This window comes from Streptomyces sp. NPDC058620, assembly GCF_042717135.1.
Classification (GTDB): domain Bacteria; phylum Actinomycetota; class Actinomycetes; order Streptomycetales; family Streptomycetaceae; genus Streptomyces.
Window position 1 is genome coordinate 31,892 of record NZ_JBHXQO010000003.1, and the last position, 16,440, is coordinate 48,331.

12 protein-coding genes, 1 tRNA gene and 1 pseudogene are annotated in these 16,440 nt (G+C 71.4%); 5 read left to right on the forward strand and 9 right to left on the reverse strand.

The window, feature by feature from the left end:
• The first annotated feature begins 15 nt into the window (after nt 1-15).
• On the forward strand, nt 16-1,329 hold the full coding sequence (locus tag ACFWSK_RS04895) for an MFS transporter (protein ID WP_383782035.1): 1,314 nt from the start codon (nt 16-18) through the stop codon (nt 1,327-1,329).
• Here the strand turns inward: ACFWSK_RS04895 and ACFWSK_RS04900 are convergent.
• The 6 genes from ACFWSK_RS04900 to ACFWSK_RS04925 all read right to left on the reverse strand — a co-directional run bounded on the left by ACFWSK_RS04900 (nt 1,259) and on the right by ACFWSK_RS04925 (nt 7,295).
• Nucleotides 1,259-2,047, reverse strand: a complete 789-nt coding sequence (locus ACFWSK_RS04900; RefSeq protein WP_383782037.1) for a S16 family serine protease — start codon at nt 2,045-2,047, stop codon at nt 1,259-1,261. The two genes, ACFWSK_RS04895 and ACFWSK_RS04900, sit on opposite strands and share 71 nt — an antisense overlap.
• A gap of 113 nt (nt 2,048-2,160) precedes the next feature.
• Complete coding sequence (locus tag ACFWSK_RS04905; protein WP_383782039.1) at nt 2,161-2,805, reverse strand: IclR family transcriptional regulator; 645 nt, start codon at nt 2,803-2,805, stop codon at nt 2,161-2,163.
• A gap of 456 nt (nt 2,806-3,261) precedes the next feature.
• On the reverse strand, nt 3,262-5,043 hold the full coding sequence (locus ACFWSK_RS04910; RefSeq protein ID WP_383782042.1) for a DEAD/DEAH box helicase: 1,782 nt from the start codon (nt 5,041-5,043) through the stop codon (nt 3,262-3,264).
• 150 nt (nt 5,044-5,193) lie between these two features.
• On the reverse strand, nt 5,194-5,583 hold the full coding sequence (locus tag ACFWSK_RS04915) for a type II toxin-antitoxin system death-on-curing family toxin (RefSeq protein WP_383782044.1): 390 nt from the start codon (nt 5,581-5,583) through the stop codon (nt 5,194-5,196).
• Nucleotides 5,580-5,780 carry a ribbon-helix-helix protein, CopG family gene (locus tag ACFWSK_RS04920; RefSeq protein ID WP_026290595.1) on the reverse strand — a complete coding sequence of 67 codons (201 nt, stop codon included), beginning with the start codon at nt 5,778-5,780 and terminating at the stop codon, nt 5,580-5,582. Before ACFWSK_RS04920 ends, ACFWSK_RS04915 begins: the two co-directional genes overlap by 4 nt.
• Before the next feature lie 39 nt (nt 5,781-5,819).
• Nucleotides 5,820-7,295, reverse strand: a complete 1,476-nt coding sequence (locus ACFWSK_RS04925; RefSeq protein ID WP_383782046.1) for an MFS transporter — start codon at nt 7,293-7,295, stop codon at nt 5,820-5,822.
• 209 nt (nt 7,296-7,504) lie between these two features.
• Between ACFWSK_RS04925 and ACFWSK_RS04930 the strand changes: the two genes are divergently transcribed.
• From ACFWSK_RS04930 to ACFWSK_RS04945, 4 genes and pseudogenes are all read left to right on the forward strand, one after another.
• Nucleotides 7,505-7,579 (forward strand) — tRNA-Cys (locus tag ACFWSK_RS04930).
• A 144-nt stretch (nt 7,580-7,723) separates the two neighbouring features.
• Nucleotides 7,724-8,623, forward strand: coding sequence for a serine/threonine protein kinase (locus ACFWSK_RS04935; RefSeq protein ID WP_383782048.1), 900 nt, complete (start codon nt 7,724-7,726; stop codon nt 8,621-8,623).
• A gap of 3 nt (nt 8,624-8,626) precedes the next feature.
• The gene (locus ACFWSK_RS04940) at nt 8,627-10,855 is read left to right on the forward strand and encodes a PQQ-binding-like beta-propeller repeat protein (RefSeq protein WP_383782050.1); all 2,229 of its coding nucleotides are present in this window, start codon (nt 8,627-8,629) and stop codon (nt 10,853-10,855) included.
• Nucleotides 10,856-10,945: 90 nt separating this feature from the next.
• A pseudogene (locus ACFWSK_RS04945) lies at nt 10,946-11,932 on the forward strand (serine/threonine-protein kinase); the annotation flags it as partial.
• A 4-nt stretch (nt 11,933-11,936) separates the two neighbouring features.
• Here ACFWSK_RS04945 and ACFWSK_RS04950 read toward each other — a convergent pair.
• The 3 genes from ACFWSK_RS04950 to ACFWSK_RS04960 all read right to left on the reverse strand — a co-directional run bounded on the left by ACFWSK_RS04950 (nt 11,937) and on the right by ACFWSK_RS04960 (nt 16,435).
• Nucleotides 11,937-13,157, reverse strand: coding sequence for a S8 family serine peptidase (locus ACFWSK_RS04950; RefSeq protein ID WP_383782052.1), 1,221 nt, complete (start codon nt 13,155-13,157; stop codon nt 11,937-11,939).
• A 209-nt stretch (nt 13,158-13,366) separates the two neighbouring features.
• Nucleotides 13,367-14,011, reverse strand: a complete 645-nt coding sequence (locus ACFWSK_RS04955; protein WP_383782054.1) for a hypothetical protein — start codon at nt 14,009-14,011, stop codon at nt 13,367-13,369.
• Nucleotides 14,012-14,092: 81 nt separating this feature from the next.
• A complete protein-coding gene (locus tag ACFWSK_RS04960; RefSeq protein ID WP_383782056.1) occupies nt 14,093-16,435 on the reverse strand; it encodes a hypothetical protein in 2,343 nt (780 codons plus the stop codon).
• Nucleotides 16,436-16,440 lie beyond the last annotated feature (5 nt).

Below are 16,440 nucleotides of genomic sequence, written 5' to 3' on the forward strand. Positions count from 1 at the left end.
CCGGGGGGAATCACCATGGGTCACCGCACACCACTGATCGCCGTACTCGCGGCCAACTCCATATCCACGGCCGGTACGTCGCTCACTCTCATCGGCGTCCCATGGTTCGTCCTGGAGACCACGGGCAGCGCGGGCCGGGCCGGCGTCGTCGCCTTCTGCGCGACCCTGCCCATCGTCGTCGCCGCGCTGATCGGCGGGCCCGTCATCGACCGGGTCGGCCGCCGCCGGATCTCCGTCGCCTCCGACGCGGTCTGCGGCACGGCCATCGCCGCCATCCCGCTGCTCCACTACGCGGGGGTGCTCGAATTCTGGATGCTGTGTGCGCTCATGGCGCTCAACGGCCTGGTCCACACGCCGGGCAACACGGCACGGTACGTCCTCGTCCCCGACCTCGCCGAGCACGCGGGCACCACGCTCGCCCGCGCCGCCAGCCTCTTCGACGCCGTGTCGCGCGGCGCCCGGATGGCCGGGGCGGCGCTGGCCGGTGTCCTGATCTCGTTCACCGGCGCCGAGACCGTGCTCCTGCTGGACGCGGCGACGTTCCTCGTGTCCGCGCTGCTGGTCGCGGCCGGGGTGCGAGGGGTCCGGGCGGCCGAACCCCGCAAGGCCGCGGCGCCGGTCTCGCTGCGCGCGTACCGCTCCGAACTCCGCGAGGGATACGCGTACTTGCTGGGCAACCGGCTGCTGCTCGCCGTCGTGGTCATGGTGATGTTCATGAACGGCACCGACCAGGGATGGAACGCCGTCCTGCTCCCCGTGCACGCCGAGGGCGAATTGGGCGGAGCCACCGATCTCGGCCTGCTCACCGCGCTGTTCGGGGCGGGAGGTCTGACGGGAGCGCTGCTGTACGGGGCCGTGGGGCACCGGTTCTCGCGGCGGGCGGTGTTCACGGTGTGCGTGATCCTGTGCGGCGCGCCCCGGTTCGCGGTCGCCGCGCTCACCGGTACGACCCTTCCGCTGGCCGTCACGATGGCGCTGGGCGGGATCGCGGGCGGCATGCTGAACCCGATCCTGACCACGATGACGTACGAACGCGTCCCCGAGGAACTGCGCAGCCGGGTGTCCGGTGCGATCACCGCCGGCTGTGAACTCGCCATGCCGGTGGGCGGTCTGGCGGCCGGCCTGCTGGTGGAGAGCACGGGCGCGACGGGCGCGCTGCTCGCGATGGGCGGGGTCTACTTCCTCGCCACGCTGAGCCCGCTGGTCTTCCCCGCCTGGCGCACGATGGAGGAGCCGGAACCGGCCACCGGCAAGGGCGTCAGCAGCCCGGGACCCTGCCCCCCTGCTCCAGCGCCCGCAGAGAGGACACCGCACCGCTCAGCGTCGTGACCGGGATGAGCCGGAGACCCTTCGGCAGCTCCGCCTGCGCCTGCCTGCACTCGGCCTTCGGTACGAGGAAGACCGTCGCCCCGTCACGGTGGGCGGCCTGAGTCTTCAGGGAGACGCCGCCGACGGCGCCGACCTTGCCGTCGGCGCTGATGGTGCCGGTGCCTGCGACGTTGCGGCCGCCGGTGAGGTCACCGCCGGAGCCGTCGCCCGCCAGCTTGTCGATGATGCCGAGCGAGAAGAAGAGGCCGGCGCTCGGCCCGCCCACATCGGCGAGGCTCAGGCTGACGTCGACGGAGCCGGGGTCCTTGTCGAGGTAGGTCAGGGCCGCGTCGACGGCAACGCTCTGCGACTTCTTCATGTCTTCGAGATTGCGCTGCTCGATCTCCTTCTCGGAGCCGCCGGTCGGGTAGACGGCGTCCCGGGGCATGACCGCCCGGTCGGTCCTGAACCAGCTGTCGATCACGTCACCGATCCCGACGTCGGCGGTCGGCCCGGTCGCGACGATCGTCGTCATCCGGAGCTGGCCCTCGGTGGTCCGGGTGGGCGTCCCCTTGACGGTGATCACCGGTTTCCCCTGATCGTCCCCGAGGACGTCCGCGGTCAGCCCCGGCTGCGCCAGGGTGAACGGCAGGGGCGCGAGGGCGGCCGTACCGAATACCGCGAGGACGGGCAGCGCGCAGAGGGCGAGCGCGCGGGGGCGCGAGAGGCGAGAGAGCACCCGCCCAATCTATCTTCCGCGCTCCGCGTCCATCCGCCGCGCTCCGTCCCACGCCGCCGGGCGGGCTCGGCAGGAGCGAGCCCGCCCGGCGGTCGGGGGCGGAGGTTCCGCGCCTACCGCAGCGCGTCCGCGACCTCCCGGGCAGCGTCCAGCACACGCGGACCCACTCGTTCCGGTACGGCGTCGGCGAGCATCACCACGCCGACGCTGCCCTCCACGCCCGAGACCCCGACGAGCGGTGCGGCGGCGCCGCTCGCCCCGGCCTCGAGTTCGCCGTGTGTGAGGGTGTAGCCGGGGTGGTCCGGTGCGGTCTGCTGGCGGGCGGTGAGAATCGCCCGGCCCGCAGCGCCCCGGTCGAGCGGGTGCCGGAAGCCGGCACGGTAGGCGACGTGGTAGTCGGTCCAGGTCGGCTCGACGACCGCGACGGCGAGGGCGTCGGTGCCGTCGACGAGGGTGAGGTGGGCGGTGGCGCCTATGTCCTCGGCCAGCGAACGCAGCGCGGGCAGCGCGGCCTCCCGGACGAGCGGGTGCACCTGGCGGCCGAGGCGGAGCACGCCCAGGCCCACCCTGGCCCGGCCGCCCAGATCGCGGCGTACCAGGGCGTGTTGTTCGAGTGTGGCGAGCAGACGGTAGACCACGGTGCGATTGACGCCGAGTTTGTTGGACAACTCGGTGACGGTCAGGCCGTGGTCGGTGTCGGCGAGCAGCTTGAGGACGCGCAGTCCTCGGTCGAGCGTCTGGGATGTCTCCGCGGTCACGACGCCCTCTCCTCTTGGTGAGTGGCGGCGGCTCTCTCGCGGCAGTGGCGACACCGGTCCCAGCGGCGACGCACGGAGAGGCCGCCGGCTGGCCATGGCACCGGCTGCGCTCCGCGGCGGCGTTGCCACGGGGCGTTCATATGGCCGGGACAGTAGCGAGCCAGTCCGCTCAGCGGAAGACCTCGTCCAGAATCCGGGCGTCCGCGGAAACGCCCCTACGGCCGCCAGGCATAAGTGCCGGTCAGCGGGGCACCGTCCGGAACCCGGACATCTACGCGCGTCCTGGTCGGGCGACTCGTCCGCCACGCTCCGTATACGGCATGTGCACCACATGTGAACCAGCGTTAACAAGCCGTAAACAATCGGCCAAAATTTTTCCATGAAAGCAACCGGCCCGGGCGAGGAGCGGTGCTCCTGCCCGGGCCGGCGGTGGTCTGCGAAGGGTGCGGCGCCCCCTCACGTCATACGGGTCGCCCACTCCTGGACCTTCTTGATCCGGTCCTGGATCTGTCCGGCGGTCGCCTCGGCGCTCGGCGGTCCGCCGCACACCCGGCGCAGTTCGGTGTGGATCACGCCGTGCGGCTTGCCGCTCTGGTGCGTGTACGCCGACACCATCGTGTTCAGCGACTTGCGCAGTCCGAGCAGTTGCTTGTGGGTGACGACCGGCCGCGCCTCGGCCGGCTTCTCCAGCAGGTCGGCCTCCTCTGCCGGCTTCTGACGGCTGTGCGCGATCTGCCGGGTCTGCCGCTTCTGGAGCAGCAGCTGCACCTGGTCGGGTTCGAGTAGCCCCGGGATACCGAGGTAGTCCTGCTCCTCCTCGCTGCCCGGGTGCGCCTGCATGCCGAATTCGGCACCGTCGTACAGCACCCGGTCGAAGACCGCGTCGGACTCCAGCGCCTCGAAGGGCAGCTGCTCCTCGGTCTCCTCGTCCTCCAGCTTCTCCGCGTCGGAGAGGAGCTTGTCCTCCTCGGCGAACGGGTTCTCCTCGTCACTGCCCTTCTTGGGCTTGTCGAGGACGTGGTCCCGCTCGACCTCCATCTCGTTGGCGAAGTCGAGGAGCATCGGAATGGTCGGTACGAAGACGGAGGCGGTCTCGCCCCGGCGCCGCGACCGTACGAATCGCCCGACGGCCTGCGCGAAGAAGAGGGGCGTCGAGATGGTGGTGGCGTACACGCCGACCGCGAGGCGCGGCACGTCGACGCCCTCCGACACCATCCGGACCGCGACCATCCACCGCGATTCGTCGGCGGCGAACTGGTCGATCTTCTTCGAGGCGGCCTTCTCGTCGGAGAGGACGACGGTCGCCTTCTGCCCTGTCACCTTCTTGAGGATCTTGGCGTACTCGCGGGCCGACTCCTGGTCGGTGGCGATGACGAGCCCACCGGCGTCGGGGATGCCCTTGCGCACCTCGGTCAGCCGCTTGTCGGCGGCGGAGAGCACGTTGGGAATCCAGTCCCCGGTGGGCGAGAGCGCGGTCCGCCACGCCTGGCCGATGGCGTCCTTGGTCATCGGCTCGCCGAGGCGTGCGGCGATCTCGTCACCTGCCTTCGTGCGCCAGCGCATGTTGCCGCTGTAGCTGAGGAAGATGACCGGACGCACGACACCGTCGGCGAGGGCGTTGCCGTAGCCGTACGTGTAGTCGGCCGAGGAGCGCCGGATTCCGTCGTTCCCCTCCTCGTACGCCACGAAGGGGATCGGGTTGGTGTCGGACCGGAAGGGCGTTCCGGTGAGCGCCAGCCGGCGGGTCGCCGGGTCGAACGCCTCCTGACACGCCTCGCCCCACGACTTCGAGTCACCGGCGTGGTGGATCTCGTCGAGGATCACGAGGGTCTTGCGCTGTTCGCAGCGGTTGCGGTGCAGCATCGGCCGGACGCCGACACCCGCGTACGTCACGGCGACCCCGTGGTACTCCTTGCTCACGGGGCCCGCGCTGTACTCGGGGTCGAGCTTGATCCCTATCCGGGCCGCGGCCTCGGCCCACTGCTTCTTGAGGTGCTCGGTCGGCGCGACGACGGTGATCTGCTGCACGACGTGGTGGTGCAGCAGCCACGAGGCGAGGGTCAGCGCGAAGGTGGTCTTCCCTGCGCCGGGCGTCGCAACCGCGAGGAAGTCACGCGGCTGCTCCTGGATGTACCTCTCCATGGCGCCCTGCTGCCAGGCTCGCAGCTTGCCGGCCGTACCCCAGGGGGCGCGACCGGGAAAGGCGGGTGAGAGGTGGTGGGAGGCGGTAGTAGTCACGGTCTCCGGTTCGGGTCTCTCGGGTACGTGGGGCGCTGTCCGCGGGGCTCGCACGACCTCGTACGAGATACGACAACCGGGCCACCTTACCGGTGACCCGGCTACGAACCTCCCTGAACTACGCCGCTGCGCCAGGAATTGCGATGGCTGTCACACCTCCGCGACGACCAGCTCGCGGAGCCCATGCGCGATGGCTTTCACCTCGTCCATCTCACCCGTGGCGACGGCGATGACCAGGCGTTCCGCGGCGTCGATGTCGGGGCGCAGGTCCACCCCGTTCATGGCAAGGAACGTCACGCAGGACAGCCAGGCCATGCGCTTGTTGCCATCGAACAGAGGGCGATTGATCGCCAGCGACTGCAGCAGCGCCGCGGCCTTGTCGACCACGTCCGGGTACGCCTCTTCCCCGAACATGGCCGCGGAAGGCCGGTGCGCGGCCGATTCCAGAAGGCCCGCGTCGCGCACCACGATCTGCATGTCGCCGCAGGCATGTCCGGCGATGACGAGGATGTCCTCGGCGGACAGATAGACGCAGGTCACTTGAGCCGCTCCATGAGCTCGCTCCACTTGGCGGCCTGCTCCTTGGCCGTCTTGCGGACGATGGCCTGCTGTGCGGTCCTGGCGAGGTAGTCGTCCACGGCCTGCAGGAGTATGGCGTGCATGCTGGTGCCCTCCTGCTCGGCGCGCTGCTTGAGTGCCTCGGTCTGGTCGTCGCGAAGACGCAGGTTCATGGCCATACCAAAACGGTACCAGCGAGTGGGGCCAGAGTGGTACCGCTACGGGACCCGCACCCGCGCCGCCACCCACGCCCCCGCCAGCGCCACCCCGGCCATCGGCAGGAAGACCGCCACGAACGCACCGGGGTGCGAGACCGCGACGCCCGCCCCCGCCCCGTGCGCCGCCGCGCCCAGCGCTCCCCCACCGAGTGCGGCGAACGCCGCACCGCCGCCCGCGAGCAGCAGCACGTTCGAGAGGCCGTCGGAGATCTGGAGTGCCGCCGAGTTGGCTCCCGCCTCCTCCGGCGCCGACAGCTTCAGCAGCAGCACGCTCGTCGACGCGATCACCATGCCCATGCCGAAGCACCCGAAGGCCCAGGCCACCGCGACGATCCAGACCGGCACGCCCTGGATCAGCACGGTGGGCGCCGCCGCGATCGACACCGCGACGAGCACCATGCCCGCCACCATGAGCGGTTCCCGGTGCTTCTCCAGGCGCGGGCGCGACTGTACGTACGAGCCGAGCGCCCATGTCGCACCGCCGACGGCCAGCGAGAGACCGGCCATCGTCGGGGTCAGCCCGCGCTGGGTCACGAGCATCAGCGGTACGAAGGACTCGGCGGCGATGAACGAACCGGCCGCGACCCCGCGCAGCAGCACCACCGCGGGCAGTCCGCGCGCCGCCCGCACGGTGCCGGGCGGAAGCAGGCCCCGTACGGCGGGGACCAGCAGTGCGACGCCGGCCGCGGCCGGGAGCAGGGCGTACCTGTTCAGCTCCTGCCCCGCGTACTGGAGCAGGCCCGCCCCCACCGAGATACCGAGCGCGAGCCGGATGCGCCGCCGGTCGAACGGTTCCGATCCCGTCGAGCCGTCGGCGGGCCCCGCCGCCATCCGCCGGATCGCCGGCAGGGCGAGGGCCAGCGGGAAGACGATGAGCACGGGAATGCCGACGAAGACCCACCGCCACCCGAGGTGTTCGGTCACGGTCCCGGAGGCGAGCGGGCCGACGACGGAGGGGATCACCCAGCTCGCGGCGAAGGCGGCCATGATCGCCGGCCTGATCCGCTCCGGGTAGGCGCGGCCGATCACCACGTACAGCGCCACGATCACCAGCCCGCCGCCGAGCCCCTGGACGGCCCGCCCGGCGATGAACATCCACATGCTTCCTGCTGTCCCGGAGAGCAGGAGCCCGGCCGCGAAGGAACTGATCCCCGCGGCGAGCGGCGCCAGCGGTCCACGCCGGTCGGCCCACTGCCCCGAGAGCACCATGGCGAAGAGGCTGGTGGTGAAGTACGCGGAGAACGCGAACGCGTACAGGGGGATGCCGTGCAGTTCGCGCGCCGCGACCGGCATGGCCGTCCCGACGGCGGTGGCCTCGAAGGCGATGAGGAGCACGACGGAGACGATGCCGATGCTGAGCGCCCGGTGGCTCCGTCCGAGTACGCCCTCGTTCTTCTCCGCGCTCTCGCTCTCGGCGACGACGGGGGGTCCGGTGCGGGGCGAGACGTCGGCGTCGCGCGGTTCGAGGGCGGTCATGAGCCAAGAGTAAGGGGCAAAGATCCGTTTGAACCCTGTCGATGTGCGGGACCGCTCTCGTCCGTTGGTCGTAGGTCCGGGGCCCCGTCACCACCCCGGCCGTGCCCCCTCATGAACGGCGTGTGGCAGTCGTATTGCGGGCCGGCCGGGCCCCTTGTACGCCCCGGGCGACCGCCCTAACGTCGTCAGGGCAAGGAAGAAACACACATGACCGTGTGCCCGAGAGGCTCAGGGGCTCGACTGCAACTCGAGTTACACCGGTTCGAATCCGGTCACGGTCTCCATACGCCACCGCCCGCCCCTCACACCGAGGGGCGGGCGGTGGCGTTGCGGGTCGGAGCCGACCGCCGCTCGGCCGCGAAGCCTCCGGGCTTGATCACTGAGTAGGCTGCCCCTGTTCCGATGACGTCCGGGGGGATTTCCGTTCCATGCAGTTGCCGCACCTCGCTCCCTCCCGGCAGATCGGCCCCTACCTCGTCGTCGCACGGCTGGACCCGACGGGCCCCGGCGCCGCCGCCGTCCCCGAGCAGCGCTTCATCGCCCGCACCGCGGACGGCGGCCGGGCCGCGCTGGTGAGCGTGCCGCTCCCCGGCACCGACCCGGGCAGGTTCCTCACCGAGGCGCAGGCCGCCCGGTTCCTGCTCGGCCCGTGGGCCGCCCCCGTCACCGAGCACGCGGAGCCCGGTACGGCCGTGTGGTGCGCACGCCCGTACGTCCCCGCGCTCCCCCTCCCGACGGCCCTGGCCGTCAACGGAGGGCCGCTGCCCGAGGAGACGCTGCGCGTCCTGGGCCGCTGCCTCGCCGAGGCGCTGGCCACCGCCCATGCGGCCGGGGTGACCCACGCGGGGGTGTCGCCCGCCGCCGTGCTGCTGGCCGGGGACGGCCCGCGGCTCACGTGCTTCGGCGCGGCGCGCACCGCCGCAGAGGACGGCACGGCCCGGTCGGGGCTCCCCGGCCTCGACCCGGGAAGCCTCCCGCCCGAACAGGCCGCGGGCGGGCGCCCCCGACCACCGGGTGACATCCACGCCCTGGGCGCGGTCCTCGCGTACGCGGCCACCGGCCACACCGTCCCCGACCGGGACGAACTCCCCCTCCTGCTGCGGTCGCTCGTGTCCGCCTGTCTCTCCCGCGACCCCGCGGCCCGCCCCCGGGCGACCGACGTTCTCGAGGCACTCGCACCGCCGGCGACCTCCGCCCCGGTCGCCACCGTCCTGGAGACGGGGCCCGAGGCGGGCGCGCTGCGGCTGCCCGGCCGGGTGGTCGCGGCGATCGCCCGCCAGTCCGCGGAGATCCTCGCAGCCGACGTACGACCGCCTCTCGGAGCCTGACCGATGATCAGACCCCTGCTTCACGAAGACCCCTCGCACATCGGCACGTACCGGCTGGCCGCCCGGCTCGGCAGCGGCGGCATGGGCACGGTCTACCTGGCCCGCACGCCCGGCGGCGCGACCGTCGCCCTCAAGACGGTGCACGCGCACATCGCGGCCGATGCCGCGTTCCGCGCCCGGTTCCGGCTGGAGGCCGACGCGGCCCGGGTGATCGGCGGCCGGCACGGCGCCCAGGTCGTCGACGCCGATCCACTCGCGGATGTGCCCTGGATGGCGACGGAGTACGTCCTGGGCCCGCCCCTGGACGACGCGGTCGCCGTGAGCGGCCCCCTTCCCGAGGCCGCCGTACGGGCCGTGGGCGCGGCACTGTGCGGAGCGCTCGGGCAGCTGCACCGCTCCGACGTGGTGCACCGCGACCTGAAGCCGTCCAACGTCATGATCACCGCGTACGGACCGAAGGTCATCGACTTCGGCATCGCCCGCGCCCTCGGCGACGACCGCCTCACACGCGTGGGCGCGGCCGCCGGAACCCCCGCGTTCATGTCCCCGGAGCAGGCCACCGGACAGGAGCACACCCCGGCCGGTGACGTCTTCGCGCTCGCCGGTGTCCTCGTCTTCGCCGCCACCGGCCACGGCCCGTTCGGCAGCGGACAGCCCGCCGATCTGCTCTACCGCGTCCGGTACGCCGACCCGGACCTGACCGGCGTTCCGGAGTCGCTGGCCCCGGTGCTCGCCCGGTGCCTGGCGAAGGACCCCGCGCTGCGCCCGGCCACCGGGGAGCTGGCCGCCGCGCTCCACGACGGGCACGGCGAGTTCGCCGACCACCTCTCCCACCCGCTCCTCTCGGAGATCGCCCGCCGCGCGGCCGAGGTCTGGCAGTTCCGCCCCGAGCGGCTCCCTGCGCCGGCGGAACCGCCCGTCGCCGCCACCGCCGCACCGGCATCCCGGCGCGCGGCGCTTTCCCGCCGCGGGCTCCTGACCCTCGGCGGGGTGGTGGCGGCCGGTGCGGTCGCGGGCGCCGGACTGTGGCTGCGGCCCGGCCGGTCGGACGCGAAGGACGCGGCGAAGGGCTCGCCGGGGACGTCCGCATCCGGGGCGGGTCCGTCCGCCTCGCCGCCGGCCCGGGACACGGCGGGTCCCTGGGACGTGCTGTGGACCACCGGTGAGGGGAAGGCCGACGAGACGATGCCGCCGCTCTTCGTGGGCAGGACCATCGTCGTGACGACGGGCGGTCAGCTGCGCGGCATCGACCCGGCGGACGGCAGAGAACTCTGGATGTTCTTCCCGACGTTGTTCGAGGGCCGGGCCATCACGGACGGCTCCCTGCTCTACTGGACGGTCGGCGAGACGACCGACGACTACTCGGTCGTCACGGTCGACACGGAAACCGGCCGGCAGGCCCGTACGGTGACCACGCTGTCGGGCCTGAATCTGCCGAAGGGTGCGAGCGCCGAACTCCTCTGCGCCACCGCCGACACCGTGTATCTGACCGCCGGGGACGACACCTCGGAGACGTTCGACTGGCACCTGTACGCGGTCAACGCGCGCACGGGGAAACTCCGCTGGCGCGTCCCGCTCCAGGAGTGGAAGAAGGGCGGTGGCTACGGCGGGGCCATCGGCAAGGTGGTCGGCAACCGGATCGTCGTCGCGCAGACCGCGTTCGACCTCACACTCAGCGCGCACGACACCGGCTCGGGCAAGGAGCTGTGGCGCAGGTCCGTGGAGGCGGCGGCCGACAACAGCTCCACCCTGGCGAGCAGTGGGGCCCAGCTCGCCGACGACGGTACGCACCTCTACATCGGGACGACCGTGCTCCAGGCGATCGGGCTGTCCAACGGCGCGGTGGTCTGGGAGTTCGGCCGCGACCGCGGTCTCGGCGACTCGGCGGACGGCAGTGACCACTACGGGCCGCCGGCCGTACGGAACGGCGTGCTGTACGCGGCCGAGGGCGGGCGGGGCATGATCGCCCTGGACCCGGAACGCGGCGAACTCCTCTGGGAGGTCCCGGTTCCCGAGGGCAGCGGCACCACCGCGGGGGCGCCGCCCGTCGTCGTCGGCAAGCACCTCTACTACGGGGACGAGCAGGGGCTGGGGGCGATCGAGCTGAGCGGCCGGACGTACGTACGCTCGCTGCGGACGCCGATCGTCAACTTCGCGCTCGCACCCGGCAAGGACACGCTCGTCGGCAACGGCGGCGACCGAGAGGTGGAGGCCCTGCGCCTCGACGGCTGACCCGGGCCGTCGCACGGCCGCTCGGTCACACACCCGCTCCCCGTCCCCCTCCTCCCTCACCTTCCGTCACTCCTCCGAGAAGGACCCGCCATGAAACCGCTCGGCCCGGGAGACCCGCTCCGGCTCGGCCCGTACCGTCTGCTCGGGGTGCTCGGCGAGGGCGGAATGGGCAAGGTCTACTTCGGGCAGGACGGCCGCGGCCACCGGGCCGCGGTGAAGTCACTGCGGCCCGAACTCGCCCACGACCAGCAGCTGGTGCAGCGCTTCGTCCGCGAGGCGCAGACCGCGCGGACCGTCACCGGCAAGGGCGTGGCCAGGGTGCTGGACGCGCAGGTCGAGGGCGGGCGGCCGTGGATCGCAGCCGAGTTCCTGGCCGGCCCCGACCTGGAGCAGGCCATCGCGGCCCACGGCCCGCTCGACGCCCCGACGGTGCACGTCCTGGCATCGGCGCTGGCCCGCGCCCTGCACGAGATCCACGGCGCCGGGATCGTGCACCGCGACCTCAAGCCGGCGAACATCGTGCTGACGTCGGACGGGCCGCGCATCATCGACTTCGGTATCGCCCGCCCGGAACACGGGCTCACCCTCACGACGACCGGCCAGATCCCCGTCACACCCGGCTACGGTGCGCCCGAGCAGGTGCTCGGGCACCGGGTGGGCCCGGCCGCCGACGTCTTCTCGCTGGGCGCCGTGCTGGTGTACGCGGCGGGCGGGCAACGCGCCTTCACCGGCGGCCATGTCGCCGCCGTGCAGTACGAAGTCGTACACGGGCAGCCGCAGTTGTCGTACGTCCCCGAGCCGTTGCGGGCCCTCATCGCCCCCTGCCTCGCCAAGGAGCCCGGCGCGCGGCCCGGACCGGAACAGATCGCCCGCGCGTTCGCGCCCCCGCGGCGTGCGGAGAAGGTGTGGCGGCAGGGCGGCCTGGCACCGCTGATCAACCGGTACGAGACCGAGGCGGCCCGCCTGATCCCCGCAGGCCCCGCCGCCGCCCCGATGGATCAGACCCGGCGCAGGTTCCTCACCGCGCTCGCCACCGGCGGGGCCGTGCTCGCCGTGGGCGGCGGCACTGCCGCGTGGCAGCTCAAGGACGACTGAGGCCGGCCGGCCGGGCACGCCGCCTGTCGGCCAGCAGGGGCGGCGCCGCGACACCCATACAGAGCAGCCCGGCGGCGCACACGGCGAGCGCGAGCCAGAAGGCCGCGCTGTGTCCGCCGTCCGACGCGGCCATGGGTGCGCCCTGCGCCGGACCGGAGCCCGCCCCGCCGGAGGGCTCCTGCGACGCGGACGCGGAGGCCGATGCGGAGGCCGACGGCCTGGGGGTGGGGGACGCGGTCCGGTAGTCGGGGATGGGGTCCCGGTCGGCCGCCCCCGGGTCGCCCGGGGTCTTCAGCGCGATGCGGGGCCGGACGATCCCGTACCCGATGAAGTCGTTGCGTACGGCCCCGCTGGTCGGGCCGCCCGCCGTGCCGACCATGACGCGCAGGACCTGGTTGGCCGTCCACGCGGGGTGCTCGGCCCAGATCAGCGCGGCGGAGGCGGAGGCCAGCGCGGTGGCCACCGCGGTGCCCTTGCTCCGGCACAGCCCGGTCTCGCCCGCGCACGCGCTGATGATGTCCTCACCGGGTGCGCTGAGATCCACCGCGAGCCCGGCACCCGCCTTCTTGAGGCCGTTCAGGTCCTTGCCGACGGCGCTGACGCCGACGACCCCGGGCGTCGCGGCCGGGTACCGCACCAGCGGCGCGTCGATCACGGACTCGCCGACGGCCGCGAAGATCAGCTTTCCCTTGCTGCGGGCGTAGTCCACGGCTGCGCGCACCTCATCGGTGTCGCCGGACGCGGAGAGCGACACGCTGATGATCTTCGCGTCGGAGTCGGCCGCGTACCGGAGGGCCGGGACGAGTCCGGTGTTGACCGCGTCGTCCTGCGCGGCGGCGTTGCCGGTGCCCTGGCCGTCGGAGACCTCCAGCGGGAGCACCTTCGCCCCGGGGGCGAGCCCGAACGCGCTCTCCCGGCCGCCGGGCCCCTTGCCGGTACCGGCGATCACTGAGGCGGCGGTGGTGCCGAAGTCGTTGCGCTCACCGGCGGCTCCCCCACGGAAGTCCTTGCCCGGCAGCAGCCGGCCGGACAGCTCGGGAACCTCGCGCACCCGGGTGTCGATGAGCGCGACCGTGACACCGGCCCCGGTGCTGGTCCGCCACATCTCCTGGGCCTGCATCCGGGTGAGGTGCCACTGGCCGGAGAGCACCGTGGCCGCGTGCGCGGGAGCCGTGCCCGCTCCGAGCGCCAGCGACGCCAGGACCACCGGAAGCACCGTCCGGAACAGGCCCGTTCGCTCGGGGGCGAGTGCCGACCCCCTTGCCCCCCGATCGCTCGGCAGCACAGCAACCGGCAGCACGGCTACCTCCCCCTCGAAGCTTCGGAGATCACTTTAGTCAGCGGCGACGACCGGGAGGTCCCGGGGTTTCCGGCAAGGGCCCACGTATCCTCACTCAGTTACCCCGGCTCCCCTCGCTACGCCGGGTCCAGCGAGGGCTGGGGCTCAAGCCCCGCCTCCCCGTCGCAGCCCAGTTGCTCGGCCATGGCGCGCGACACCGAGTGCGTCACGGTCGCGTAGGCCCGCCGCAACGCCTCGACATCGCCTTCGGCCTCCTGTGGCATTCCCGTCCGCCCGACGCCGATCCGGATGTGGCCGGCAGTCTGCGCCGACCCGGCCAGCTTTTCGCTTCGGCAGGCGAAGCCGATGAACGCTTCGTCCGGTGCGGTCCCTGCCCACTCCCCCATGTCCAGCGGCGTGAACTTCGAAGCGGGATTCGCGTCGCCAGGACCCCGGTAGGACAGGTGCCACGTGACCCTGAGCTCGTCACCGGGCGTTCCGACAGGGGTGTAGATCCGGCAGATGTCGCCGTCCTCGCCGGAAGAGCCGGCGCCGGGAGGCGAGAAGGCACCGATCACCTTTTCTGCGGCATGAGCGACTGTGGACGTCTCGCCCGACTCCTCGAACCTGGTCGACCCGGTGATGACTTTCAGCGCCTTTCCCGCCTCGGCGGACACCGCACCCCCGCACAGCTTCTCGGCGGCGACGGACTTCTCGTCGGCCGTCGATGTGCCCTCGTCACCCACGCAGCCGACGGCACCGGCGAGCAGAGAAGCAGTCACCGCCACGCCGGAGAGGCCACTGCGGACACGCCTACCTTTGATCAACATCAGTATCTCTCCGTCTCATCGCCGCTCATCGCGTCAGCCGGTTTCCGGGTCGCTGCCCTGCTGGTTCTCACGGTCATTGCCCGTCGCATAACCGATCCTCATGGATTCCTTCAGGTCCTGACCGAACTCGCTGTTGATGTCGACACCGTGCTGCGCCATGAACGCTTCCATCGGGGCTTCGGCCATACCTTCACCGGCGGAGTAGACCTTGGTCTTCTCCTCCCGGGTGAGGTCCTCCACCTTGTCCTTGTGCTCGTCCACGGAGTTGTCCGAGATATTGCCGATGACCTGGCCGATGACCTGCTCCACGGCCCCACTGGCGGTATCGGTGGCGAGCGGGACGAGGACCGCGGCCGCGCCCACGGCAGCCGTCGCGGGCAGGAAGGCGACGCCGGCCGCGACTCCCGCCACGGCGCCGAACTCGATCCACCCCGCCCGCTTGGCCACCGCCTTCTCGTAGTCCTCGTGGGTCTTCAGGTTCGTCGCCTCGACCTGGTCGGCACGTGACTGGTCGAGCATGCCTTGCACCTCTGCACCGACATGCACCGTCGACCGGGCGGCTCCGGTGTCGATCTTCCCGTCGCGACCGACCTGAGCCTCCAGCACGCTGGTGGAGTACACCTGCTCCGCCTTGGACACGGTGGCGTACGCGTCCGGGTGCTGACCCAGCACACTGAGGAACCCGCGCGCCGTCCTCCGGCCCTCCTCGTCGTCCTCGAAGTCGATGTGTCCGTCCGGATTCTTGCCGGGGGCGAAGACGCTGTCCGTATTCCCCTTGTCCAGCGCCCAGTTGATGTCGTCGATATAGCCGGCCCCCATGGTGCCGAGGCTGTCCGCCATCGCCTCGTGCTGCTTGAGCAGCCCCGCGTCGTTGCCGTACTTCTCCATGACGTCCTGCATGACCTTGGCGTTGTCCGCGTCTCTGACCACGCTGCCGTCCGGGTGGCCGGCCGGGTAGCCGAGGGTCGCCGCCTCCAGGGCGTTCCCCAGTGCGTCCGGCATGTACTGAAGGGTCGGCTCCAGCTTGTCCGGGTCGGTGGAGTTGCTGTCCGGGAACGACTCCCACTTCTCGTTTCCGAAGAAATCGAGATAGTTGGTGATCTTTTCGCCGTCCTTGTTCTTGCCGAGGTCCGCCGTCGCTCCCGCGTTGACGGTCCCGTCCTTGTTGTACGCGGTCGGATCGTCGGCGAAGAAGTGCTTCGCGGCATCCGGGCTGTTCCCGAGCGCCTCCAGCATGGCCGTGGTCGGGTCGTATCCGGCGCCGTTCCTACCCGACGGGTTGAACGGGTGCTCCAGGAAGCCGTTGATCTGCTTGTTGTTGGCGAACATGTACGGGTCCTTCTGATGCAGCTGCGCCACGTGTTCGGCAATCGGGTTGAGGAACTTCGCGTCGTAGTTCCCGTACCGCATGATGCCGCCGAGCAACTGGTACCCGTACGCACCGCCGGAGTTGTCGTACTTCGACAGCGGGATCTGCTCGGTGCCGAGTTTGCGCAGCTCCGGCCCCCACTCGGCCGAGAACGCCTTGTCGTGCGAGGCGGTGGCCAGGTTGAGACCGAGATTTCGCTGCAGCTCCTGGACGTCCTTCAGGCGTTCCTTGTCGACCTTGCCGTAGTCGTGCGTGTCCGTCGCGAGCTGGCCGAAGAACGCGAGGGACTTCTCCGGCCCGAGCTTCTCGTAGAAATTCTTCGAGAATTCCTGGGACTTCGAGTTGTCGTGCAGCAACTCGTTGAGGGACTGGAGTTCCGTGTGCGTGATGTCGCGGCCCCTGGCGGCGAGTTGCGCGGCCCTGGCCGCTTCCTCCTGGTCCAGGTTCTGGTACTTCGGAGCGCTGAAGTCGTTGCTCTCGGTGACGTTGGCTTCCAGGGCGTTCTTGAAGGCGACATCCGTGTCGTTGCAGTTGTCGACGATGAGGTCGATCTTCTTCTGCCACGCCTCCAGGGATTCCCGCTGCTTGCGCAGGAGTTCGCTGTAGTCCGGGTCGTGCCGAGCCGCGTTGTCCTTCTCCAGCGGGTGGCGCGCCGTGACCTTGCCCTTGGCGTCGACGTGGATGCCCGCCGCGGGGCCTTCGACGTCCCGGACGGCCACCAGGTCGTCCTTGGCCTTCTTGATGGCCGTGTGGGCGTCCTCCAGGATGAGCTTGACACCCTTGGCCTCGGCCGCCGCGTCCGTGAACTCCTTCGCGGTCTTACCGATGAACGCCTTGGTGACACCGGCGTTCGCGCCCTCCCACTCGGCCTTGTCCGCCTTGGCCTTCATCCCGTTGGTGGCGTCCTCGGCCAGCCGGTCCAGTCTGGTGACCATCTCCGACCAGTCGTCAGCGGCAGTCTTCAGCTTGGCGACCGGTGCGTCGACGATGTCCTCGTACTTCAACATGACCT

Excerpts from the sequence above, each read along its gene's own strand:
- ACFWSK_RS04895 (WP_383782035.1), top strand. The coding sequence starts at position 16 with ATGGGTCACCGCACACCACTGATCGCCGTACTCGCGGCCAACTCCATA.
- ACFWSK_RS04920 (WP_026290595.1), bottom strand. The coding sequence starts at position 5,780 with ATGGCCATGAACCTGCGTCTTCGCGACGACCAGACCGAGGCACTCAAG.
- ACFWSK_RS04925 (WP_383782046.1), bottom strand. The coding sequence starts at position 7,295 with ATGACCGCCCTCGAACCGCGCGACGCCGACGTCTCGCCCCGCACCGGA.
- ACFWSK_RS04935 (WP_383782048.1), top strand. The coding sequence starts at position 7,724 with ATGCAGTTGCCGCACCTCGCTCCCTCCCGGCAGATCGGCCCCTACCTC.
- ACFWSK_RS04940 (WP_383782050.1), top strand. The coding sequence starts at position 8,627 with ATGATCAGACCCCTGCTTCACGAAGACCCCTCGCACATCGGCACGTAC.
- ACFWSK_RS04960 (WP_383782056.1), bottom strand. The coding sequence starts at position 16,435 with ATGTTGAAGTACGAGGACATCGTCGACGCACCGGTCGCCAAGCTGAAG.